This is a genomic window from Leptospira ilyithenensis (assembly GCF_004771005.1).
In the GTDB taxonomy this organism is placed as follows: Bacteria; Spirochaetota; Leptospiria; order Leptospirales; family Leptospiraceae; genus Leptospira_A; species Leptospira_A ilyithenensis.
On record NZ_RQHV01000042.1, the window covers coordinates 218473 to 241557 of the forward strand.

General features: G+C 40.8%; 24 protein-coding genes and 1 other RNA gene. 13 read left to right on the forward strand and 12 right to left on the reverse strand.

Annotation, left to right across the window (positions count from 1 at the left end):
* Positions 1 to 34: 34 nt before the first annotated feature.
* Genes EHS11_RS07715 through vapC form a run of 5 tightly spaced genes read left to right on the forward strand, consistent with a single transcriptional unit; the run spans position 35 to position 3966 of the window.
* Positions 35 to 1171 carry a carbon-nitrogen hydrolase family protein gene (locus tag EHS11_RS07715; protein ID WP_246047672.1) on the forward strand — a complete coding sequence of 379 codons (1137 nt, stop codon included), beginning with the start codon at positions 35 to 37 and terminating at the stop codon, positions 1169 to 1171.
* Positions 1155 to 1709 carry a hypothetical protein gene (locus tag EHS11_RS07720; protein WP_135763803.1) on the forward strand — a complete coding sequence of 185 codons (555 nt, stop codon included), beginning with the start codon at positions 1155 to 1157 and terminating at the stop codon, positions 1707 to 1709. The genes EHS11_RS07715 and EHS11_RS07720 overlap by 17 nt, the downstream gene beginning before the upstream one ends.
* The gene (locus tag EHS11_RS07725) at positions 1710 to 3263 is read left to right on the forward strand and encodes an FAD-dependent oxidoreductase (RefSeq protein ID WP_135763804.1); all 1554 of its coding nucleotides are present in this window, start codon (positions 1710 to 1712) and stop codon (positions 3261 to 3263) included. It begins immediately after the preceding gene.
* Positions 3264 to 3319: 56 nt separating this feature from the next.
* Positions 3320 to 3514: a type II toxin-antitoxin system VapB family antitoxin gene (locus EHS11_RS07730; protein WP_135763805.1), complete on the forward strand. Its 195-nt coding sequence runs from the start codon at positions 3320 to 3322 to the stop codon at positions 3512 to 3514.
* Between the two features lie 23 nt (positions 3515 to 3537).
* On the forward strand, positions 3538 to 3966 hold the full coding sequence (gene vapC / locus EHS11_RS07735; protein ID WP_135763806.1) for a type II toxin-antitoxin system VapC family toxin: 429 nt from the start codon (positions 3538 to 3540) through the stop codon (positions 3964 to 3966).
* Between the two features lie 33 nt (positions 3967 to 3999).
* On the opposite strand, the gene rlmD is transcribed toward vapC, so the two are convergent.
* Positions 4000 to 5175: a 23S rRNA (uracil(1939)-C(5))-methyltransferase RlmD gene (rlmD, locus tag EHS11_RS07740; RefSeq protein WP_246047673.1), complete on the reverse strand. Its 1176-nt coding sequence runs from the start codon at positions 5173 to 5175 to the stop codon at positions 4000 to 4002.
* Positions 5175 to 6251: a quinone-dependent dihydroorotate dehydrogenase gene (locus EHS11_RS07745; protein ID WP_135763808.1), complete on the reverse strand. Its 1077-nt coding sequence runs from the start codon at positions 6249 to 6251 to the stop codon at positions 5175 to 5177. The genes rlmD and EHS11_RS07745 overlap by 1 nt, the downstream gene beginning before the upstream one ends.
* Before the next feature lie 105 nt (positions 6252 to 6356).
* On the opposite strand from EHS11_RS07745, the gene EHS11_RS07750 reads away from it, so the two are divergent.
* On the forward strand, positions 6357 to 7967 hold the full coding sequence (locus EHS11_RS07750) for a sensor histidine kinase (protein ID WP_135763809.1): 1611 nt from the start codon (positions 6357 to 6359) through the stop codon (positions 7965 to 7967).
* Positions 7964 to 8896: a response regulator gene (locus tag EHS11_RS07755; RefSeq protein ID WP_246047674.1), complete on the forward strand. Its 933-nt coding sequence runs from the start codon at positions 7964 to 7966 to the stop codon at positions 8894 to 8896. The genes EHS11_RS07750 and EHS11_RS07755 overlap by 4 nt, the downstream gene beginning before the upstream one ends.
* 16 nt (positions 8897 to 8912) lie before the next feature.
* On the opposite strand, the gene EHS11_RS19795 is transcribed toward EHS11_RS07755, so the two are convergent.
* The 5 genes from EHS11_RS19795 to EHS11_RS07775 all read right to left on the reverse strand — a co-directional run bounded on the left by EHS11_RS19795 (position 8913) and on the right by EHS11_RS07775 (position 14662).
* Positions 8913 to 9065 (reverse strand): DUF5989 family protein, encoded by a 153-nt coding sequence (locus EHS11_RS19795; RefSeq protein ID WP_167884383.1) that lies wholly within the window; start codon positions 9063 to 9065, stop codon positions 8913 to 8915.
* Between the two features lie 10 nt (positions 9066 to 9075).
* On the reverse strand, positions 9076 to 9483 hold the full coding sequence (locus tag EHS11_RS20105) for an SxtJ family membrane protein (protein WP_135763810.1): 408 nt from the start codon (positions 9481 to 9483) through the stop codon (positions 9076 to 9078).
* A 6-nt stretch (positions 9484 to 9489) separates the two neighbouring features.
* Entirely contained in the window at positions 9490 to 11334 is a 1845-nt protein-coding gene (locus EHS11_RS07765) for a carbamoyltransferase family protein (protein WP_210413650.1), read from the reverse strand.
* Positions 11335 to 11468: 134 nt separating this feature from the next.
* Positions 11469 to 13148, reverse strand: coding sequence for a peptidoglycan DD-metalloendopeptidase family protein (locus EHS11_RS07770; protein WP_135763811.1), 1680 nt, complete (start codon positions 13146 to 13148; stop codon positions 11469 to 11471).
* A gap of 494 nt (positions 13149 to 13642) precedes the next feature.
* Positions 13643 to 14662, reverse strand: coding sequence for an alpha/beta fold hydrolase (locus EHS11_RS07775; RefSeq protein WP_210413651.1), 1020 nt, complete (start codon positions 14660 to 14662; stop codon positions 13643 to 13645).
* A gap of 101 nt (positions 14663 to 14763) precedes the next feature.
* Here EHS11_RS07775 and EHS11_RS07780 point away from each other — a divergent pair, with 101 nt between their 5' ends.
* Positions 14764 to 15345, forward strand: a complete 582-nt coding sequence (locus tag EHS11_RS07780) for a TetR/AcrR family transcriptional regulator (RefSeq protein WP_135763812.1) — start codon at positions 14764 to 14766, stop codon at positions 15343 to 15345.
* A 454-nt stretch (positions 15346 to 15799) separates the two neighbouring features.
* Here EHS11_RS07780 and ssrA read toward each other — a convergent pair.
* Positions 15800 to 16149: a transfer-messenger RNA gene (gene ssrA / locus EHS11_RS07785) on the reverse strand.
* A 94-nt stretch (positions 16150 to 16243) separates the two neighbouring features.
* Here ssrA and EHS11_RS07790 point away from each other — a divergent pair.
* Genes EHS11_RS07790 through EHS11_RS07810 form a run of 5 tightly spaced genes read left to right on the forward strand, consistent with a single transcriptional unit; the run spans position 16244 to position 20170 of the window.
* Entirely contained in the window at positions 16244 to 17377 is a 1134-nt protein-coding gene (locus tag EHS11_RS07790; RefSeq protein ID WP_135763813.1) for an LIC13341 family surface-exposed protein, read from the forward strand.
* Positions 17374 to 18021 (forward strand): FFLEELY motif protein, encoded by a 648-nt coding sequence (locus tag EHS11_RS07795; protein WP_135763814.1) that lies wholly within the window; start codon positions 17374 to 17376, stop codon positions 18019 to 18021. The genes EHS11_RS07790 and EHS11_RS07795 overlap by 4 nt, the downstream gene beginning before the upstream one ends.
* Positions 18022 to 18756 carry an OmpA/MotB family protein gene (locus EHS11_RS07800; protein WP_135763815.1) on the forward strand — a complete coding sequence of 245 codons (735 nt, stop codon included), beginning with the start codon at positions 18022 to 18024 and terminating at the stop codon, positions 18754 to 18756.
* Entirely contained in the window at positions 18753 to 19175 is a 423-nt protein-coding gene (locus EHS11_RS07805; protein WP_246047675.1) for an LA_2478/LA_2722/LA_4182 family protein, read from the forward strand. The genes EHS11_RS07800 and EHS11_RS07805 overlap by 4 nt, the downstream gene beginning before the upstream one ends.
* A 5-nt stretch (positions 19176 to 19180) precedes the next feature.
* Positions 19181 to 20170 (forward strand): M14 family zinc carboxypeptidase, encoded by a 990-nt coding sequence (locus tag EHS11_RS07810; protein WP_135763816.1) that lies wholly within the window; start codon positions 19181 to 19183, stop codon positions 20168 to 20170.
* A gap of 12 nt (positions 20171 to 20182) precedes the next feature.
* Here EHS11_RS07810 and EHS11_RS07815 read toward each other — a convergent pair whose 3' ends face one another.
* The 4 genes from EHS11_RS07815 to EHS11_RS07830 are packed head-to-tail and all read right to left on the reverse strand — an operon-like array spanning position 20183 to position 23070.
* Positions 20183 to 20788: an alpha-ketoglutarate-dependent dioxygenase AlkB family protein gene (locus EHS11_RS07815; protein WP_135763817.1), complete on the reverse strand. Its 606-nt coding sequence runs from the start codon at positions 20786 to 20788 to the stop codon at positions 20183 to 20185.
* A 16-nt stretch (positions 20789 to 20804) separates the two neighbouring features.
* Positions 20805 to 21443, reverse strand: coding sequence for a M949_RS01915 family surface polysaccharide biosynthesis protein (locus EHS11_RS07820; protein WP_135763818.1), 639 nt, complete (start codon positions 21441 to 21443; stop codon positions 20805 to 20807).
* A gap of 48 nt (positions 21444 to 21491) precedes the next feature.
* On the reverse strand, positions 21492 to 22205 hold the full coding sequence (locus tag EHS11_RS07825; protein WP_135763819.1) for a 2OG-Fe(II) oxygenase: 714 nt from the start codon (positions 22203 to 22205) through the stop codon (positions 21492 to 21494).
* A 13-nt stretch (positions 22206 to 22218) separates the two neighbouring features.
* Positions 22219 to 23070: a methylated-DNA--[protein]-cysteine S-methyltransferase gene (locus EHS11_RS07830; protein ID WP_135763820.1), complete on the reverse strand. Its 852-nt coding sequence runs from the start codon at positions 23068 to 23070 to the stop codon at positions 22219 to 22221.
* Positions 23071 to 23085: the final 15 nt, after the last annotated feature.

The following is a 23085-nucleotide window of genomic DNA, read 5'->3' on the forward strand; positions in this document are numbered from 1 at the left end:
TTGTTCTAGTTTGGATTCAGTGTAAAATATACGAATGCGTTGGATTTGTTTTTCTTTCTTAGTTATTCTACTTACAAACTGTTCCAAAACCGAGTTGGATCTACAAACTGCTTTGGCAAAACAGCCAAAGTCGGAAATAGAGATTCAAACCGAAGGCAGACCGCAAAAAGGGTATTTGGTTGGAATCGAGCCTTATTTGATTCAATCTTCCTATTCGACCGACGAAGCATTCTATCAGAGTTTGAAAGTTTACTTTGATTATGCGAAAAGAGAAGAAGTTCTACCTGTGGAAAGAACCGTGGTGGTTTTGCCGGAATACATCGGAACCTGGCTTGTAGCAAGCGGTGAAGACAAATCCCTTTTTGAAAAAAACACAGTGAGCGATGCTATGGAAATCGTGGTTTTAAAAAATCTAGGTAGATTTGTTTGGTTTTATTTATTCGGAAATAATTCTTCCACGGATAGTTTGAAAGAAACTTTGTTTCGGATGAAGGCTTGGCAAATGGCTCATTCTTATCAAACCGTATTTTCCCGTTTGGCGAAAGAATACAGAATCGCCATTGTTGCAGGTTCCATTATTTTGCCGGAACCGAAAGTCGTTGAAGGAAAGATCACCGTTACCGACGGGCCTTTGCAAAATGTAAGTTTTTATTTTCGCTCGGACGGAGAAGTAGATGAGCGCGTCACCCGAAAATCATTTCCTATCGAAGACGAAAAAAGTTTTATTTCCGGATTTGATCCCGGATCAAACCCATCGATTCTTACTTCTTTGGGAACTCTTGCCACTTTGGTCTGTGCGGATTCCTGGTACCCTGAAGCCTACCAAAATGCTTCGAATCAATCGGCAACTTTGCTCGCGATACCTTCCTTGCTTGCTCCGGCCGATGCGTGGGATAAAAAATGGAATGGGTATAACGGAGGAAAAATACCGAAGGATGTGAACCTGAAAGATATAAATCAAATCACAGAATGGCAGGCGTGGAAAAAGTATTCACTCTTGGGAAGAGCGGAAGCACATCAAATTAAGAATGGTATGAATGTTTTTTTTCGAGGGCAAGTTTGGGATATCATTGCAACGGGGGACGCGTTCCTTTTGCAAAATGGAAAGCCTGTTGCGGTAAAACGGAAAAATCTTAAAAATTTAGGAAGAGTTTATGCACTGGGAATCTGAAAAATTTTCTAGAAAAGGTTTTTTGAATCGGGTGAGTCTCGCCGGCTTGTTATTTGTTAGTTGGGCTTGTGCCGAAGACAAAAAGGAAAAGTATCTTTTCTTTTCCGATTATGAATTGAAAATCATGGAGGCATGGTCGGTTGTTTTGCTCCCGAGTGAAAAAAATCTGCCTGATTTTCGCCAGGCGGAAGTAATTCGCCGTTTGGATGAGGAATTTTATTTCGTATCCGAGGAGATTCAAGAGGAATTTCATATGGCAATTCTAGGACTTGATTATTTGCCTTTTTTCTACGGCTCCTTTTCCAGATTTCATAAACTGCCGGTAGAAGATAGGATTTCCTTTTTGGATAAAACAAAAGATACGGATTCGGATACTGTACGGGCCATTATTGGAAATCTAAAATTAGTCACCTTTCTTGTTTACTACGGTCATCAAAGTACATGGATGCAAGTCGGATACGACGGTCCTTTTGGCAACCCTCCTGAAAAATGGAGCGAGTCCAGAATTCATTATAAAAAATCGGTGAACGTTAGTTAAATGAAAGTGGGAAATTACAGAAACTGGAAATCATATTCTCACGGAGAAGAAATTCATGCTGATGTGGTTGTGATCGGGTCAGGATGCGGAGGTGCGACTCTTGCCTACGAACTTGCCAAAAAGGGAGTGAATGTTGCATTAATCGAACAAGGAGGCAATTATCATACCGGGACTTTCGATAATAACGAATTGAATATGGCTGGAAAAATTTCCGCCGAAAGAAATTTTCATACTACTTCCGATGGAAGTGTTTCTCTGGTGTATGGAAACAATTTGGGCGGGGCCTCTGTACATTACTGGGCAGACAGCTATAGAACACCTGACGACAGGCTGAAACTTTGGAATCGCAAATACGGTGTCTTGGGCCATCTTCCGGAAGATTTGTTTCCTTATTGGAATGAGTTGGAAGAAAATTTGAATGTAAACCCTGCGAGTGAACCTTACTTCAATCGAATGAACCAGCTCTTTCGCGGTTCCTCGCAAACATTAGGCTGGGAAGGACATGCAGTCCCGCAAGCACGGAAAAATTGTCAAAAGTCCGGGCATTGCATGCAAGGTTGTATGTTTGGCGCCAAACAGTCGCAGCTGGTAACTCATATTCCGCGTGCAGTGTCACTGGGAACCGATGTGTATACGGATCTTCGTGCTGAAAAATTGCTGATCCAAGGGCAAAAAGTCGTAGGATTGGAAACCATTTCGATTGATAGGGCAACGCTTCGTCCCGAATCCAAAAAAATAATATTTAAGGCGAAAGCGGTTTGTGTTGCGGCAGGCGGATTTGGAAGTTCTACGTTTTTACTTCGTAACGGATTTAAGGATCGGTTGCCCATGCTCGGGGAACACCTTGCCATCAATCCATCTCCTATGGTTCATGCTTTGTTTGAAGAACCGATCATTCAATGGAGAAATATTCCTGCGGCCTATGGGGTCGAAGCATTCCGGTTAGCCGAATATAGAAACGGAGATTACAGGCAAGGTGGGTATATGCTCATGCCGAACCAATTGCAACCGGCAACTCTTGCAGCACTCATTCCCGGATTTGGAAAAGAACATTCCGAATTTATGGAACAGATGCCAAGATTGGGGGGAACCATCGGTTGGATTGATGATGTGGAAACCGAACTGGGACGCATTGAAGTGGATCGGTCCGGAAAAAGAAAAATTCATTATCCTTTCGGAAGGATCACAAAACAGATCTTTAACGATCTTACATACAAACAAATGATTTTAAATTTTGAAGCGGGAGCAAAGGAAGTATTTCTGCCCGGTTTCAAAACCCATCGGTTTTCCAAACTACCAAAATGGGAAGAGATTCAATCATTGGAATGGAGAGCGGGGGAATTTCCTATGGCAGCGCCTCATCCTGCGGGTGGATGCCGTATGGGAACGAATGTTCATAATTCGGTTGTAGATTCCACTCACAGAGTGCATGGATTCAAAAACCTGTTTGTTTCCGATTCTTCCGTATTTCCTACCGGGGTAAGTGTGGATCCCAGTTTTACCATTATGGCATTCAGTAAAATTGCCGCAAAACAGGTAGTGGGTGAGGTTTGAAAAAAATGATTTGACCTACACATTCGAATGTGTAGAATTTATTTTGGAATTCTAATATGGCAACAAACTTAAATATTGATCCTAATTTGCTGGAAGAAGCGTTTTCTGTCGGTGGTCTTAAAACCAAAAAAGAAACCGTAAATATTGCGTTAATTGAATTTATTAAAAAACATAAGCAAAAAGATATAATTAAGTTTATCAATGCTATCGATTATGATTCTTCTGTTAATTATAAAAAACTTAGAAATTAATACGGAATTATTTTTATTCATTAATGAATCTATTTCTCGATAGTTCAGTCTGGTCCGAGGCCTTTAGAAGAAAAACCAAATCCATAAAGTCTGAGGACACTTTTTTATTTCATATCATCCGGAACGAAGATGAAATTTTCCTAACGGGAATTATTTTACAAGAAATTCTTACTGGTATAAAAAACCCAAAACTTTTTGAAGATATTAAAGAACATTTAAGATTTTTCAATTATCTTGTTCCGAGCAATCAAGATCATATTTTTGCAGCAAAACTTCGAAACGATTTAGCGAAAAAAGGCATTACTGTTGCTACTATTGACGTTCTAATTGCACAAATTGCGATATCCAATGACTTGATTTTGGCTACTTATGATTCTGATTTTACTAAGATTGCAAATAATTCAAAATTACAGATTATCAATTTCGAAGATTATAAAAAGAGAAAAAGATAGAATACTCTCTAAATTTTGATGCTCGCGTCTCTATTACGCTTTTCGATTTAAAACTGCAACCGTTTCCAAATGGTCCGTTTTGGGAAACATATCCACTGGCTGCAAAGAACTTAGATAATAATTTTTGCTTAAGATCCTAACGTCATCTCTAAGGCTGATCGGGTCGCAAGATACGTAGATGATTTTTTGTATTCTGGAATTTGCGAGTTCCAATGCTACTTCTTCGCCTAAGCCTGATCTCGGAGGATCGAGAACAACGGTTGAATAGTCTTGAGCAAGTAACATAGGTAAGGTTTCAGAAACTCTTCCTTTTCTGAATTTTACGTTGGAAACATGATTGTTTTTCAGTGCTTCGATCGCTGTTTTGTGGGAATTCGGATTTTCTTCCAAACCGATCACTTCTTTTGCCACGCCGGACAACCAAAGAGAAATTGTTCCGATTCCGGAATAGGCATCAATGACCCGGCTGCCTTTTTCTATTTCATCCAGTATCAAATTGTACAAACTTGGAGTTTGCGAAGGATTGACTTGCAGAAATGTGGAAAGTCCGACTCGAAAGCGGTATTTTCCAATGGATTCATTGATATAAGGACGACCCCAGAGAAGATTTTCTTCTCTACCGAGTGCCATGGAGGTATGGCGTGTATTGATATTTTGAATGATGCCGACTAATTTTCCATACTTGCCCGATTTGCCAATACGATCTGTTATGTGATTGTGCAATCTTTTGGATAAATCTTTGGGGTGAGGGATATGCTCTTGGGCCGTTACAATTCCCACTAAAATTTCTTTTGTTGTGAATGATTTTCTGGCAACGAGGTATTTTAGAATCCCACGTTTGGATTTTTCGTTATAAGGAGGGAGACCTTCTTTGCGGGCCCAAAGTTTAACTGCCAACGTAATTTCGGTTAACGCCTGTTCTTGGATCAAACACTCGTTCTGGTCCACGATAAAAGTGGATTCTCTGTTGAATAAACCTAAAGTAGTGATTACTTTTTTGCCGATGACTCTGCGACCGAAGGGCAATTGTAATTTATGACGATAGAGTTCGGAAGTCGGACTTGCAAGAATCGGTCTTATTTCCACATGGCGGAAAGCGGAAAATGTTTCTTTCAGAAACTGTTCCTTTTTGTTCAGCTCCTTTCCATAATCCATGGAAAGATTAGTACAACCGCCGCAAATACCGAAATGACCGCAGGAAGATTTCACTATTTTACTCTACTATTGTTTCCGACAATTTCCGCTATGTTTTTAATATTGTTTTTGAGCATATAACGATCCAGGTATGTATTGATAGTCTTGGGCAAAAACGGACCTTCATAGATGTAACCGGTATAAATCTGAATGAGATTGGCGCCAGCTTCGAACATCTGCAATGCTTTGGCTCCTGAATCGATTCCTCCGACTCCGATGATGGGAATTCTACCTTTCAATATTTGATAAGCTCTCGAAACAAAATCCAAAGATTTTTCAAAGAGCGGATTACCCGACAAACCGCCTTCCGGATGAGCACCAGGTCCGAGATTTTTTTTGTCCAAAGTGGTATTGGTAAGAATCACTCCGTCCGTTTTCAAACTCAGACAAAGTTCCAGATTTTCGCTTAACTCTTGTAAGGAAAGATCGGGCGCGAGTTTCAAAAAAAGAGGAACAGGGAAATTTCCATCAAAACCTTTTTTGATTCCGGTGATCAATTCTGTCAGAGCTTCCTTTGATTGAAGGGAACGAAGTCCTGGTGTATTAGGCGAACTTACATTGACAACCGCATAGTCCGCATAAGGAACCAATTTTTGAAAACTGTACACATAATCGGAGACGGATTCTTCCAGAGGAGTAACTTTGGATTTTCCCGCGTTGATACCTCGGACTCCCGATTTTTTTTGAACCTTCAAAAGTTCTGCAACCCGATCTGCCCCCGGATTATTAAAACCCATTCGGTTGATCAGTGCTTTTTCTTTTCCATAACGGAAAAGTCTGGGTTTTTCATTTCCAGGTTGCTCTTTTGCAGTGACGGTACCTACTTCTACGGAACCGAAGCCCATATGGATAAGAGAAGGAAATAATTCAGCGGTTTTATCAAATCCGGCGGCAAGTCCCACTGGATTTGGAAAATGAATGCCGGCCACTTTCTGTGAGAGCCGGGGAGAGTCGTAATTAAAAACAGAAGATAAGGTTTGGTTTAAGAAAGGTATTTTTTGGGATAAATGAAAAAACGAAGAAACCAAATGATGTGCTGATTCCGGGTCAAACTGGAATAAAATAGGTTTGAGTAGGTTCTGATAGAGCAATGGAAGATCCTTTCGTTCAGCCTTTTTTATTTGTCATTTCTTACAATTTCTTTCCTAAAATGGCGATAGAATGTATCGTCCTATATAGAATCCTTTTTCCAAAGAATGAATCCATTTAAACCTACAGATAGAATTTGGCAAAACCCCAACTCTTTTTCCCCGGACGAGGTTCTCAGGGAATTGGAAAATTTACTTCGTTCCAATCCGGATTTTTGGCTTAAATTCACGATCGACGGAAGGATCGTCGATTACAAACCTTCCAAATATTTATCTATCAGCAAAGATCCGAAAGATTTTATCGGCAAATACCTGTCAGACGGTTTGCCGGACTATCTGACAGAAATTGCAACGGAAGCGATTGAATATTTAAACGAAAGGAGAAACCAGGTTTTTTGGAAAGAATACGAATATAGTGTCGGTGAGGATGTCCGTTATGCGGAAGTGAGATTTGTTGTGCTCTATGACGGGCATGTCATGTCAACCCATCGTGATATAACAGAGAGAAAGCGATTGGAAGCCGCATTTTTGGAAAGTGAATCCCGTTTTTTATCTATGGCTCAAAATGCTGCGGATTCCATTTTGATTATCAGTTCCGAAGGTTCGATCCAGTTTTTCAATCAGGCAGCCGAACGGATTTTCGGATACACCCAAGAAGAAGTATTGGGAGAAAACATTGAGATCATAATACCTTCCAATTCGGAAGGAAAAGAAAATTTACATGACTATATGGAGAGAAGCCCGAGTTCTTCCATAGGAATCGGAAGTGAATTGGTCGCGGTTCGAAAGTCAGGAGAAAAATTTCCCTGCGAACTTTCAATAGGCGAATTCAAGACAGAAGACGGCCATATGTTCACTGGAATCATCAGGGATATCAGCCATCGCAAAATGCAGGAAGCCGAATTGTACAAATATCGCAATCATTTGGAAGATCTTGTAGAAGAACAAACTATGGCATTGAAGATTGCAAAGGAAGTGGCGGAAGAAGCATCTTACGCCAAATCTCTTTTTTTGGCGAATATTTCCCATGAACTCAAAACACCGATCCATGCAATTCTGAGTTATGCCGAATTAGGTGAAGAAAAAAGCGGACTGTCCAGTCCTGAAAAGCTAAAAGAGTATTTCCAGATTATCGATTCTTCGGGAAAACGATTGCTTGGTTTGCTTGAAAATCTTTTGGATATTGCTAAACTTGAAGCGGGAAAGATGCGGTATATTTTCGAGAGACATTCTTTGAAAGATACCATCAAACACGTGATTAGTGAAATGAAAGCTATTTTGGAAAAACGATCCATTCAAATTATCTTCGATCAGTCGGGAGAGAGATGGGAGGCTGAGTTTGATTACGAAAGAATTCAGCAAGTATTGCGAAATATCTTTGCAAATGCATTAAAATTCATACCAGATAAGACGAATATTGAAATAACCAAGATTGAAAGGGAATTTATTCCTAAAATGACTAAGAATTATGTTCGAGGTATCGGTTTACAAATAAGGGACTATGGACCAGGAATACCTCCGGAGGATTTAGATAAGATTTTTGAGAAATTCATTCAGTCTAAGCAGGTTAAGGCAGGTACGAAAGGTACAGGACTTGGACTTTCGATTTCAAGAGAGATTTTGAATGATCACGACGGTTTGCTTTATGCGGAAAACCACCCGGAAGGCGGTGCCGTGTTCAGTTTGCTTTTACCGCAAAATAGGAGGGATCTGAAATGACGATGACATTGCTCGCAGTTGATGATGAATCAATCAATTTGATGATCATTGAAGAATCTCTTTCTGAAAAAGGGTTTATGATTGTAAAGGCGAAAGACGGAGAAGAAGCATTAGCAATTTTAAATTCGGATGAATATTCATTTTTTGCCATCATTTTGGATCGATTGATGCCCAATATGGATGGGATTGAACTTTTAAAAAAAATCAAAAGGTCCGAAAAGTGGAGAGATATACCGGTTATATTTCAAACTGCAATGAGCGGTATTTCAGATATGACGGAAGGTTTGGATTCAGGTGCATTTTATTATCTGACAAAACCTTATTCCAGAGCGGTGCTCGTTACCATCGTTCGTACTGCGGTCGAACATTATGTAAAATTATTACGCGCAAAAGAAGATTTGCACAAAGGGATGGGTGCCTTACGCCATCTTGTGAATGGAGAGTTTAGAATCCGTACAATCAAAGAATCGCATGAACTTGCACCTATCCTGGCAAATGCATGCCCTGATCCGGAAAGAGTACTTACCGGAATTATGGAGATTTTAAACAATGCGATCGAACACGGTAATCTCGGAATTACATACCAGGAAAAAACAGAATTACATAATAATGATAAGCTAATGGAAGAAATCTTACGTCGTTTGGAAGCTCCGGAATACAAAGACAAACATGTTGAAATTCATTTTCAAAAATTGCAAGATAAGATCATCATTATTATCAAAGATCAAGGCAAAGGGTTTGATTGGCAGAGGTACCTTTCTTTACAGGCTATGACCAGAAACGCCTTCAAAACCCACGGGCGCGGAATCTTTATGGCCAAAAGACTTTCGTTTGATGATTTGACTTATTTTGACGGAGGTTCAAAAGCTCAAATTACCATACTACTCAATCAAAATTCCAGTAAACTACTAACGAATTTTCAAGAGTAACCATAGTCCTAATAATCTAAAACAGAGTATAAATAAAAGGAGCTATCGCAGATCCTTGCGTTAACACAAGTAAAGCACCTAATAATAATAAAATAACGATTATGGGTGCTAACCAAATTTTTTTTCTGATTCTTAGAAAATCCCAGAGGTCTTTTAATAATTCTAACATTTATTATCCTTTAAAACGGTCTTTCCATATGATTGGTAGTTCTTTCCGGAGGAATTATCCGATAACTGGTTGCATCTGCATCTAATTTTCTTTTTAACGAATCACTACCAAATAATCTTTTTATAAGGCCGATCGGAGTAAATAATAGGAAAAAGATAACTGACAATATGATGCGAGTGTTGATCCAACCTAAAACTTCTCCGATCAACATCCAGAGATGGTAAGGCCAATAAAGAATTTTGGGAAGAACTGTACCAAACAAAACAAGCACTAAGCCTATTCCCACCAAATTTTGATTCCATGACCCGTGATTCAAATAGGGAATGGCAAGACCGAATACCAATGTTACAACTCCTCCGACTATATAAGCAAACTTTCGTAAATCGGAAGGAGTAGGTTCAATTTTTTTTGAGGACATATTTATTTAATCCAATTCAAACTCTTGTTTCCAAGAATCGTCTTTTTCAATGATGGGTTGGTCTTTTTTATCCAGAACAAAGTTTTCCACTACAAGATAATCCATCTCTGTTCGCATAAAACAGCGATATGCGTCCTCCGGTGTGGAAACAATCGGTTCCCCGCGAACGTTAAAGGAAGTGTTCACAAGCACCGGGCAACCGGTGAGTTTATCAAATTCTTTCAAGAGTCTGTAAAATTTTTGGTTAGTTTCCGGATGAACTGTTTGGATTCGCGCAGAGTAATCCACATGAGTGATCGCCGGTAAGGAAGATCTAGGCACGTTTAGTTTTTCGATTCCGAATAACTTTTCCTGGTCGGGAGTCATTTGGATGCGATGTTTTTCCAGAACGTCGGCAACGATCAACATATAAGGACTTTTACTTTTGATGTCAAAATACTCGGATACTTTTTCGGCAAGTACCGCCGGAGCGAAAGGCCTGAAACTTTCCCTGTATTTGATTTTTAAATTCATCACGGATTGCATTTTTTGATTACGAGGGTCTCCAATGATGGATCGTCCTCCTAGGGCGCGTGGTCCGAATTCCATTCTTCCTTGGAAGTAGCCGATTACATTTCCTTCTTCCAGAATTTTAGCCAGTCTTTCTTCGATTTTCCCGTCATCCAGTTGAGTGTATCTTGCACCTAATTTATCTAAGGTGGTTTTGACCGTATCATTGGAATATTTCGGGCCAAGATATGATCCTTTCATCGAATCAAGAGGCATCACTTTTCTGAGATGACCTTTGTATTCGTAATGAGCGGATAACGCCGCGCCTAAAGCTCCACCGGCATCGCCCGAAGCAGGTTGAATGAATACTTCGTCGAAAATGCCAGCTTTTAAAATTTTACCGTTAGCAACACAATTGAGTGCGACGCCGCCTGATAAGCATAAGTTGGTGATGCCTGTTTCTTTTCTTGCGGAACGAGCCAATCGTAACATAACTTCTTCCGTGACTTCCTGAACGGAACGTGCCAAATCCATTTCTTTTTGCGTTGGAGTGGATTCGCTTTTACGAGGAGGACCGCCGAAGAGTTTATGAAATTTGCCATTGGTCATGGTAAGGCCAACGGCAAAATTGAAATAATCCATGTTCAAGCGGAAAGTTCCGTCTTCTTTTAAATCGATTAGGTATTTGTAAATAAGGTCCGTATACTTCGGTTCTCCGTAAGGAGCAAGTCCCATGACTTTGTATTCTCCCGAGTTTACTTTAAAACCCGTGTAATATGTGAAAGCCGAATACAATAATCCGATTGAGTGGGGAAAATCAATTTCCCATAAAGGTTTGAGAGTATTTCCTTCTCCAATCCACGCTGAAGTAGTCGCCCATTCGCCAACTCCATCCAAACAAAGTACAATTGATTTTTCAAAAGGGCTGACAAAGAAAGTGGAAGCCGCATGTGCCTGGTGGTGTTCGGTAAACAAAAGTTTTGGGGAGGACTTGGTCGGAGAAAGACCCGCAAATTCTTTTTTAAGAGTGCTTTTTAAAAACAATTTTTCTTTCAACCAAACCGGCATTGCGGAGAAGAAAGAAATCAAACCGCGGGGAGCATAGGCTAAATAAGTTTCCAATAGCCTTTCGAATTTTAGAAGAGGTTTGTCGTAGAAAACTACGTTGGCAAGTTGGTCGACATTAATCGCGGCTTCTTCCAAACAATATTGAATTGCACTTTTGGGAAAATTGGAATCGTGTTTTTTTCTTGTGAATCGTTCTTCTTGGGCTGCAGCAAGGATCTCTCCGTTTTTCAATAGGCACGCCGCGCTATCGTGATAATAAGCGGAAATTCCAAGAATGTACTCGTCAGACATCATTCTTTGAAGGTTCGTCGGACAAAGCTCTTTGTCTATAATCTTATGCTTTCCACTATTTAGTTTTCTAAAAGTTTGAGATAAGAGTCATAAATAAATTTTTGAAATTCGGTTGGAAACTATGAAAAACTTTTTCTTTATTTTTCTATCACCCAATTTTTTTCTAATGGTTGGGAACCAAATATAATTTGATCGGGAGTTTTGATTTTCAATCTTTCCCACTCATAATAAGTGGATATCCAATCTTTGGTAACGACGGTGAAATGCAAATGGGGTCCGTAGGACATTCCCGAATTTCCCACTTCGGCAATTTTTTCTCCCCGGTTCACTCGTTGTCCTTTTTTTACTCTGATGCTTCCTTTTTTGATATGTGCATAATGGGAGATAAGTCCGTTATCGTGAAGGATTTGAAGGTCGTTTCCCGGACCGAAGGAAATTTCCCCAGGGACCACATTGTCCGAAAATCCGTCTTTTGTATCTAAAACCACGCCTCCTTCGATTGCATAAATGGATTCACCGAAAGTATAATAGTCCGAATTTTCGGTGCCTTTCGTGTTTGGTCTGAGTGTGGAATGACTTTCATCTACATGGAGAAAGTCGTAGCTGTATTTTTCAAACCCGCTATGTGTTCCCCCTCCGTCAAATGCAGCCGCAATTATGATTTTACCATTTAACGGCAGTTGTATGCCCTTAAAACTCAATCGATTCGGGTTTTGTTTTTCAAATAATTCCATGCCTTCCCGTAGATACCGATTGCTTTCTCTTTGAGTGGAATCAGCAAGAGAAGAATCGGATCTTCTTTGTTTCATGTTGAGTTTATTCAAAACGGAACCGCAAAGAATTTTTAATTCGATATCATCAGGATATTTTATGATTTTCTTTTTTAAAAATTCAACCAAAGACTCGAATTCTTCCGTTGCATCCGCAATCGGAACCCAAGCTCTCAAAAAACTCATTCCCTGTTTTGCGGGCAGTTCAGAGTAGTTTTTGATTATTGGAAAGTTCTTTGTTATTTTCGTATTCTCTTTGTTTTTGATCCAATATTCAATTAACAGTTGATAGCTGTATCCCATGTTAGGGATTGTATGTTCGTTGGTCGGATTGAGTTTTGCCGCTTTTTCAAAATACGGAATCGCTTTTTCCGGATTTAATTTTTGCCAGGAGTAGGCGAGAATCAAGTTGGCCCATTCGTTTTCTGGCAATAAGAGAATGGCTTTGTTTGCAAGTTCGATTGCCAGCTTCGGATTTTCTTTTTTTAATTCTTCGTCCGCAGGTTCCAAATAAGAATATGCTAATTCTTCAGGGTAATATTTTGCATTCGGATATTTTTTGATACCTTTTTGATAATGTTGAACGGACTCTTTGAAACGTTTTTGCATACGTAAGGAAATTCCGTAAATATTTGTACTCCATTCCGTATCTTTGGCTTGGTAAGCTTCTTCTGCGATCGAGAGAGCTTCTTTGGGCAATTGCTCCCGTTTGTAGCCGGCCTTTCGATATAAGGAATCGAATACACTGCATAGCGAATAAGATAATTGTTCTTTGAGAAGTTCATCCTTCTGCCATTGGGAAATAGCCTTTCTGATTCTTTTCAAACTTTCTTCGGGATTGCCGGAACTTCTCCATACCCAAGCTTCCGTTATGCGAAAATCGCGTTCATTCGGATATTCCGAAATTGCATCCGCAACGGGTGTTTTCGCACCTTCCCAATCTTCCGCCTTGGTTTTTTTCTCAATCTTCGACCAATGTTCCGAAATGCTCTCTGCAAAACCATGACTTGCGATAAGAAAGAAAAAAATCAGCGATCTTAATAACATAAACCTTTTTTATAGGAATAGATAGAATTTAAGAACTCTTATTTTTTCGGGAGAGAAATAAATTTCTTAGAAAATTAGGATTTATGATTTGTTATGTGGCGCTTCGGCCATCCTAGGCCTACGCCACCGCGAGAAGTGTTTTTCTTGGTATTTGAGTGTGTGGAGAGATCGTAAGGTATACCACCGGATCGACCGAGCGCTCTCGCCTTAGGGAGAGCCGGAAAAGGCGCCTAACTTCGCGATCATTTTACTTTTTTGTGAATTCAGCCTAATCAGAATAAGATGATGATTAATAGATTCTTCGAAGTAACCTTGAGTGGAGATTTGTATTGCGAAAAGCGTCCACGGAAGGACACGGGCGCGAGCAATGCACATTGAACTTGGAGACGAAGTTTCGATTGTCGGAACCCGAGTCTGTGTCAATCAAGATAGCTCTTTAATCCTCTTTTAGATCCCAATGACAAATCCGGTAAATTTTTTCTGCTCGGCTGGGTTTAGTTTCCTGAATCTTTTAACCAGGAGGAAATCGTCTGGTTAAGATAGTCGGGCACTTCGGCTTGAATGAAGTGGCCAACTCCAGGAACGATTTTGATCGTGAGATGGTCGGGATTTTCCATCCATGACTTTTCCAGATCAAGAGTGCTCAGCAAAGCATGGGTCTCTTCGATTCCATGCACATGTAAGACCGGGCATTTGATCGCAGCACCATAGATTTTCCTCATGGTCGGATCAAAAAGGTTGAGCGCAAACTGAGAGAATGTATAGTTAGCTTTGTAGTAACTCATCATAGACGGGATGGATGATCTATTGAAAGCCTCGATGTAACGGCTCTTAATCTGTGGATTTACAATCCAGTATGCCAAATCTTCCGCCGTCAGATGATCGCCTTTGCCTTTAGCGAAGAACCGCGTGGCGTAAGCGCTGGCTCCGGTCTGCGCAATAGGATGGTTCCATGGGAGCAATTCCTTGGTAATGGCGCCCGGATGAGGAACGCTGAGAACCACAAGTCTTTGGATCAGATCTGGGTTTTGTCCCGTGAATAGCCATGACAAGGCGGCACCCCAGTCGTGGCCGATCAAGATGACCTTGCGTCCGTTGCTCTCTGCGTTGATCACGGCGCGGATATCACCCAGAAGAACCGGAGTCTTGTAGTTCTCAATACCTTCTGGTCGATCGCTTAAATCATACCCGCGCAGATCAAGCGCGACCACCTGATAATCTTTTGAGAATGCTTGGATCTGATTTCGCCAAGAATACCAGAAGTCGGGAAATCCGTGCACGAACACCATAAGCGGCTGCTTGTCAGATCCGATGGTGACGTAGTGGATTTTCGTTCCAGCATTGTCCGCATACTTGTGTAGAAGCTTCGGATCCTTATCGATATCAACGGCAAGCTCGCTCAACGCAGGCGGGGTTTTGTTGTGCCAAATGGCACTGTCTGGGGTCTCCCCGGACGCAGCAGGTGTGAACATGGCGGCTCCCAAAAGCATCATCAAGCAGGTTTTTGAACTCATTTAAGCTCTCCTTCGGCATTATGGCGCTCATTTTAATATGGCGATTGCCATAATATAGCAATCGCCATATAGTTGTCAAGTCAGTGTGATATACTTAAGATATGCCCCGTAAAACTGACGCCCGTGACTGGGCCATTGCCACCGCCGAGAGACTGTTTCGCATCCAAGGCTACACTGCGACTGGATTGAAACAGATCATTGAAGAAAGCGGCTCGCCTAAAGGATCGTTCTATTTTCACTTTCCGCGCGGCAAGGCTCAGCTCGCAGAAGAAGCGATTGATCAATACCTTGCTAGTCGAATTGCTGTATTACGAAATATCTCAGCCAATACAGCGGGTGATGCTCTGAATTTTGTTCATCAGATTTTCGGAGCATTCGCGGCCGAAATGGTTGCCTCTGATTTCCAGTATGGATGTTTAATGCAAAATCTGGCGAATGAGCTGCCCGCGCTCGACCCTGAGCTGACCAAACGGATAGCGCACGGATTTGTTGATTCGACAGAGATTGTTGCGGAGCATTTTAGAGGGTGCGGTTTTACTTCCGCACGCGCATCTTCTGCCGCAGCGGCGTTAGTAGCCGCCGTCGAGGGAGCGCGAACGATCGCCCGCCTGGAACGCACGTCGGTGATATTCGAGGCGCTAGCGGATGTTAGTGTCCAGGGGTGGGCTACCCCAAAAGGGTGATCCAGGATCAGTGTTAGCGAAGGTCGTAAATCTAATTTAACAAATGTAATGTGTTGGTATAAGAACTCTTCCAGGTAATCTTTTGTGGAGATGTGTTTTGCGAAAAGCGTCCAATAGAAACCTGGTTGTTATTGTACACTAACCAAGAGAGATGTTTCTCGCGGTGGCGAGGCCAAGGACGGCCGAAGCTTACGAGTCGTGACAGGAGGTCACGCGAGTAAGAGCTTTGAAACATCGAACGTATGGAGACGCCGGGAGTCGGTCTCCGTGGTTCTCCCTTCCGGGTCGAACACACTCCGACCCGTCCCGCTTCATGCCCTCGCACATCGTGTGCTCGGGAGATGCAGCTCCACGCTCCCTATGGGTCGCTACTGCATCTTACATTCGCGGTCGTTCGACTCCCAGCGGGAATCTTTTTGAGCGCTAGTGTCATTTGTATTATAGAAAAAATTTCTTGGAGACGCCGGGAGTCGAACCCGGGTCCTATCGCCCTCAAATGCAGCTTCTACACGTTTAGATTGCATATAAAATTCGGACGGCCTTGCCCTGCAATCGGGGGAATCCTTCCTATCCAGCTTAAAGTTCTACCGCGGTCGAAGCCGAAAACAACTTGCGATAGTCTTCTGAGAGGTGTCGGTTTCTTGGCCACCAGAAGAAACAGCCAATGAAACCGTAGAGCTTAAATTAAGCTGCTAGAGCAAATTCGTTATTTGCAGTTATTGTTTTGAAGGTTATTAAGCAGGACCCTCACCTCTACGTGCCACTGAACCCAAGCCAACAACAGTCGAAACCAATGTCGTCCCCGTTCTATATTTAATAGACGGTATAAGCTGGAAAGGTTCAATGAAAAAAAGAATTGAATCCAAAAAGAATTCAATCTCCAATGAATTAGGTAATTATGTCTCATTATCTTCGTGGTATTTTACTCCTATTATCCCTTTTTTTGCTCTTACATTGCCAAGGTTCCGAGGTTCCGAGCGATGATTTGGTAACTCGCTCTCTTTATGGAGAAAACACGGAACAAGTCGTTAGGGTGATTGGTGCCAAAGTCATCAATTTGGATGAAAATCCCGATTTGGAAGCAATCGTTCTTTCCCAGTCCGGGCAAACCGAAGCGATTTCCGCTTATAAAAAGGAAGGAAGGACTTGGAAATTTCTCTGGAAACAGGAATTTAATCAGCTAACGCTCGGTAGCTTTTATTATGATTTGAAAAAACTTTCCTGGGAATCGGGGACGATTCCCGGCAGAGAGAAAAAAATTCTGGAAGGAGATTGTATTCGCCGGGTAGTTTTGGCGGAACTTGCGGGCGATTCGTTTAACTCCGTTTTTGTGGAAGTTTTATCGGAAGAACCTCCTATGGGACTTTTTTCGATTCCTTTCGGATACAGAAAAGGAGTTAAGATCCTGGACGGTTTGCAATTGAAAGAACACGAGGAATTGGTTCGCACCAAAAGACTTGAATTTGAATACTCTCCCAAAGAAAAATCCGTTCGTATTTTTCCAACTAATCCGAATTATTCGCAGGAATTTATATTCAACGGTTGGGAAATGATTCCCAATCTGCCCATGCAACCGGTTCCTTCGTTTGTATCACTCGAAGTAGAGCCGAAATTGGAAATTGGTAAAGAGTCGAAAGTCACTTTGCAATTGAAAAACAGGGGAAATTATACTACAGTTACTTATCTTTCTCTTTCTTTTCCGGGAGATGCTCGGATTCGTTTGGACGAAAATACAAAGGGACTTCGTTTTTACAACAAGGGTGCTACGGTATATAATATAGTGCAGAACAAACAGATTTCATCCACACAATTGTTATTGGAGGCGACCAAAGAAGGTTGGGGATCCAATTATAAATACGGAATCAGTTTTTATTATACCCCTATGACAAAAGAAAATCAGAGATTTTTATTTCGTTCCTCTTTCAAGTTTTATAAGGAGATTGTTTCCATACCAAATCGATTTTCCATCAATAAAACGGAAATCGATCAACAAGGATTTCATACATATCCAATGTTAATGGATGTTAAATGAAAGAAAACATGTCTTTTGAATTGAAAGCCGCCCGCGAAGAAGTTGTAAGAGCACAGGTCGAACGGTTTCAGAATTTTTATTCTTCTTATTTCAATAGAAAGGAGACCATTGCAATGGCAAAGTTTTTTTTCGAAACGGTATATAATTTGGAAGGAAAGGAAGAATGGGAAACTTTGGCGTTCAATACATATGCAAAAGTAAAACATATGATGAAAGAAGGAACCAGGGAAAGTGTAGAACGTCTTATCGAACTCAATACAATCACTGATGAGCTGGATATAAAACTCGGAAAATTGCTTTTGGAGCATGGCTGGAAAACCGGAACCAAAATCACCGAAGAAGAATATTTCGAAAGATTCCGGGAATTGGGAGAATCTCAAAGTCGTAAAAAACAATTGGAAGTGGTTTTGTTCAATTTGAGAAAATTTTACGATCTTGCTCACAGACCTATCAACTCCTATATCATGAAGCCGGCTGCTGTCATGGCACGTATGTTAGGTGTCTATCCTTTATTTAAAAAAGTGGAACAAGGATATTACGGTACACTTCCCGTTTCACAGGAAATTTTTAATTCGTTTTTTGATGAAGTGGAAAAAAGAGAATGGGAGTTTTTGTTCCGGGCATTTCCGGAACTTGAAAAATAGATGAGACGGTCCAGGTTCAGAAAGTCGAGTGTAGAGGAAGAGGAAACATCACATAACCAGGAAAGATGGCTCTTGACCTATGCGGATATGATTACGTTACTTCTCGGACTTTTTATCATACTCTATGCAATCAGTAAAGTAGACTCCAAAAAATTATCCGAAGTGGCGACCGATATCAAAAGAGGTTTCGGATTGAATGCCTCCGCTATGGGTTTGATCGTTGAAGGCGGTTCGAGGATTTTGCAGGAAGATCTGATGGAACCGAAGTCGCAAGTTTACCGACTGTGGGAAAAGGTTGGATTCGCTTTGCGTTCCTTAAAGGAAAAAGCGAAATTGAAATTGGGGCTTGCGGAAACGGAAGAACTAAAATTAACTTTTTTGACATCGGATCTTTCTTCAGGTGTCACATTAGAGGAAGACCCTGATTTGGAGTTTGCATTCAAACAATTAGCGGAACTTTCGAAAGGATTGGATATAGATGTAGTCGTTCGGGTGCAGATACCGTATGAAGCGACAATCGACAAATCCAAATTTCAGAACTCCTGGGACTATCACTCTCACAGGGCTTCCATCATTGCCGAAAAACTAGTAACTGATTATGGAATTCCAAAAGAACAAGTGTCTGTACAAGGTTATGCGACATTTCAGAAATCTGCAGACAGTGATACACCTGAAAAAAAAGCGAAAGAAGAAAGAATCGAAGTGATTATAAGAAAAAAGGAACAGGCTCCATGAAGATCTCAAAATTTTTTAAACATTTCCCCCTTTATATATTGATTATAAGTTTTTGTTTCTTTCTTAGTTCTTGCAAAAAAAACAAGGGAATCGATTCGAACGAATGGAAGGAAGAATCTTTAAAAATCACCGCATTCCTTTGTGAAAAATATAGAAAATGTTCCGATTCCGATTGGAAATCCGTTCCTGACAAACTTAAAGATTTTACAAAGTCGAGATTGGATGAAACCAATTGCCAAAGAACATTTCGGGACAGTAACGCTTATAAGTTGATTGGTGAAAATCCTGAAAATATAAAACTCTTATATAGGGAATGTTCTAAAAAAATTCTTTCCGCATCCTGTGAAGAATTGAAACAGGATAAGATAAGTTCCTTATCGGAATGTGATCGTTTCAAAAAAATTCAGTCTGGCAACTAACAAATATGCTTCGAGGACTGCGCAGATTAAACCGTTACGAAAAACGCATCTTGGATATTGTTAAGATCGGCGGCAAACTAGTTCGTTTGCAGCAGTTTGGATTTTCCAGAAAATCGGAAGAAGGATTTCGATTTCCCATTCATGCATTGGAGATAGGAACTGAAAAAGCCATTAGGCAAAGACCGGTCGGAATTGTAGCTGGTGTACATGGATTGGAAACAGTCGGGATTCGCATATTGCTCGATTTTTTGGAATATATCTTACACAAAAAAAGTGATGGCTATATGGAAGAGCTGGCGAAAGGAAAAGTCGGACTCGTAGTCATTCCCATTGTAAATCCTGGTGGAGTTGCTAAAAAATTCAGATCCAATCCTGCCGGAGTGGATTTGATGCGGAACTCCGGTGTAGAAGCCGAGTCCGCACCAATTCTGTTTGGTGGTCAGAAATGGACTTCAAAACTTCCTTATTTCCGTGGCAATTCTCTCGAGCCGGAATCAAGAGCATTGTATCGTTTCATCCACCAATATTTTTATCCTGTAAAAAATGCAATTATGCCCGTACTGGATCTACATTCGGGATTTGGTACGATTGATCATGTTTGGTGGCCGTATGCCGGTACAAAAACTCCCTGCATCGACACTCCGATTTATGAAAGAATGGCAGAGTTTTTAGCGAAGGGGAAAAAACATACACGTTTTAAGTTTGGACCGCAAAGCGAGACTTATACGACGCATGGCGATCTTTGGGATTTGTTCTATGACCATTATATAGAAAAAGTTCTACCTGCCAGTCCGAAATCCAATTCCCGTTTTTTGCCTCTTACTTTGGAAGTGGGAACTTGGTCCGATATCAAAGACAACCCTTCGAAATTATTTAGGAAACGAGGAATCTTCAATCCCGCTAAAGAAAACAAATTCGAAACGATTACGACTTACAGGGATTTTTTAAGAGATTTTGTATTACTTGGACAATCCGATTTGAAGGACTGGACTTAATCGATTCTTTATCTAAAAATCAATAATCGTTCTGAATGTTAAATTGATTCTGGGCTGGAGGATCTTTTTTGATTTCGGTAGAGAATGATACCAATTGGTTTGAGTGCTTCCCTTCATCACAAGTAGGCTTCCGCTTTCAAGATAAATCGACAAAGATTCCTTCGTATTCTTGTGTTTGAATGAAAATTTCCGTTCCGCTCCCAAACTGAGGGAAACAATCACAGTATTGAGACCCAGTGATTTTTCATCATCACTATGCCAGGACATACTTTCCTCTCCGTCATGGTATAAATTCAACAAACAGGAATTGAATTTTGTTTCTGAAATATCTTCCACTATCTGCCTGAGTTCCAAAAGTTCTTTCGTCCAACGGAGCGCTTGTTTGGTGGTACCGGAATAGGTATATTGATAATCCAAATCTCCATACCAGGCAGCTTTTCTTTTTGTAATGAGATGTTTTCCGAAAATAACCGCTTCATCGTTTTTCCATTCTATGGTTTTGAGTAGCTTGTCAAAATAGCCATTTGCCTGATCCGAATCCAAAACCTTTCCATAATAATGGACGATGCCTTCATAAGGTAATAAATTCGTAATGGTTTCCGATGGAAAAAGATTCATGATTTTGTTTTGGATATTACTTGGGAGATTCGCTTGTCAATTTATGCCATAGGTCAGCGCCAAAATTGCGAAAGCTCGCAGGTCCGTCTCCGAAAGCTTTATCAAAAATAAAATCACCCCCATCCCAATCCGTTTCAGAAACTTTAACACGTGTTCTTCCTCTCATTGCGAATTTTTTCCCGGATTCGTACATAATTACCTTCATGGTCGAAGGACTTACATCACCACGACAAGAAGTCACATAGGTAAGCCAAACCTCACTGATCTGGTCTTTGTTGAGATCCGTTACGATGAATTCGTCTTTTAGAAAATTTGCTTCCAAATCTACCGGACAGTCTTTTATAAAATCATATATCTTCCAGGTTTGTTGAAACGATCCTTTTGTTCCGAGGTAATGGAATGCGAAAAGTTCCGCGTCTCTTGCGGATTCATCCATGCCTTTGGGAGAAGGGACCACACCTGTTTCTGTTAACAGAAGGAGATGTTCTCCTTGGGAATCTTTCCAATTTCTGGCTTCTATCAATTTGCCGGAATAGGTGATGTTTTTTGGCAATTGATTTGCAGCTACTTTAGTCGTTAACAGAATCCCTTCGGAATGGATTGAAAATCCTAAAATCAAAATCGCTAATAAAGAAAGTATCTCTCTTTTTTTCATGAATAAAATCCTTGTTTTGAATTGTAATTTTTTAATGTTTAATATTTGTTAAGTGACGGCATCATGAAAGATAATTCCCAGAGTGTGCCTTTCTCCGGTATGCAATTCGCTCACACCGTGTTTCATTTGCACTCTATAATATCCTTTGATGCCCTTCTGTGGTTTGAAATTGGTAGTGAAGATCAACATATCCCCTTGGTTTGGCTTTAAAACAATCGCTTTTGATTGTGCTCTCGGGATACTTTGGGTCAATACAAATTCACCGCCGGTATAATCCACTTCCGGTTTGTTCAAAAACAATACCAACTGCAACGGGAAAAAAATATCTCCGTACAGATCTTGGTGCAAAGTATTGAATCCTCCCTTTCCATATTTTAAAATCAAAACAGTAGGTTTGGTCTGTTCGTTCTTCCTGCATACAATTTGAAGTTCCTTCCAGTGATTTGGAAACCGAGTGTCGATACAGAGTAGATTCATCCATTCGTTTGCAATCGTAGCCAGATGAGGGTAGATGGTTTCTCTTATGGTTTGAATGATAGGTGGAAGAGGATAATTGAAATATTTATACTCTCCCAATCCGAACCGATATCTTTCCATAACGACGGTTTTGCGAAATAGACTTTCTTCCTGATACAGAGCTATCAACTCTTTGCAGATCTCCCGGGAAACAAACCCATCCACCAGTGCGTAACCTTTCTCATTCAGATCGGAGCCGACTTGTCTCCAATCCAACAGGCCGATTTTTTCATTTATATCTTTCATTCAAATCTTCCATCTATGCCCGATGGTTGTCTGTTTGGGCGGCTTCCCATCCTATCATGGCTGTTTTGCGGGCGCTTCCCCAATGATATTGTCCGATCATTCCCGTAGATTGAATGACGCGATGGCAAGGAATTAGAAAAGCTACAGGATTGTCGCCGATTGCCGTTCCGACCGCTCTGGAAGCTGTGGGACGTTGGATGGCACCGGCTATTTTTCCATAAGTGGCAAGTTCGCCCATTGGGATTTTCAATAACGTTTCCCATACCTTCAATTGAAACTCGGTTCCTTTGAGATGAAGTTTGATTTGTTCTATTTTTTTCCAGTCTTGTGAAAAAATCGACAGGGCATTTTGTTGGATCAAGTCCACCATTTGTTTGTAAACCGCATTGGGAAAAATCCGCTTCAATTCGGATAATGCTAGTTTTTCGTCATCGGCAAAAGCTATATAACAGATTCCTTTCGTAGTGGAAGCAACTAAAAGATTACCGAAGGGGCTTTCCGCATAACTATAATTTATCGCTAAATTTTCTCCTCCGTTTTTGTATTCTCCGGGGGTCATGCCTTCAATGTTCATAAACAAATCATGAAGTCTGCTCGTTCCGGAAAGTCCCGATTCGAAAGCGGTATCAAACAAGGATGCCTGGTTTTCCTTTAACATCTTTTTTGCATGTTCCAGAGTTATGTATTGAAGGAATTTTTTCGGGCTGACCCCGGCCCAATCCGTAAACAGTTTCTGAAAATGAAACGGGCTTATATGAATCTGTTCGGCAACCTTTTCCAAACTGGGTTGTTCTTTGAAGTTGTCTTTGATATAAGCGATTGCTTTTTTGATTTGATCAAAGTGGATATTTTCTTTCTCTTTCATGGATTTCATTATATA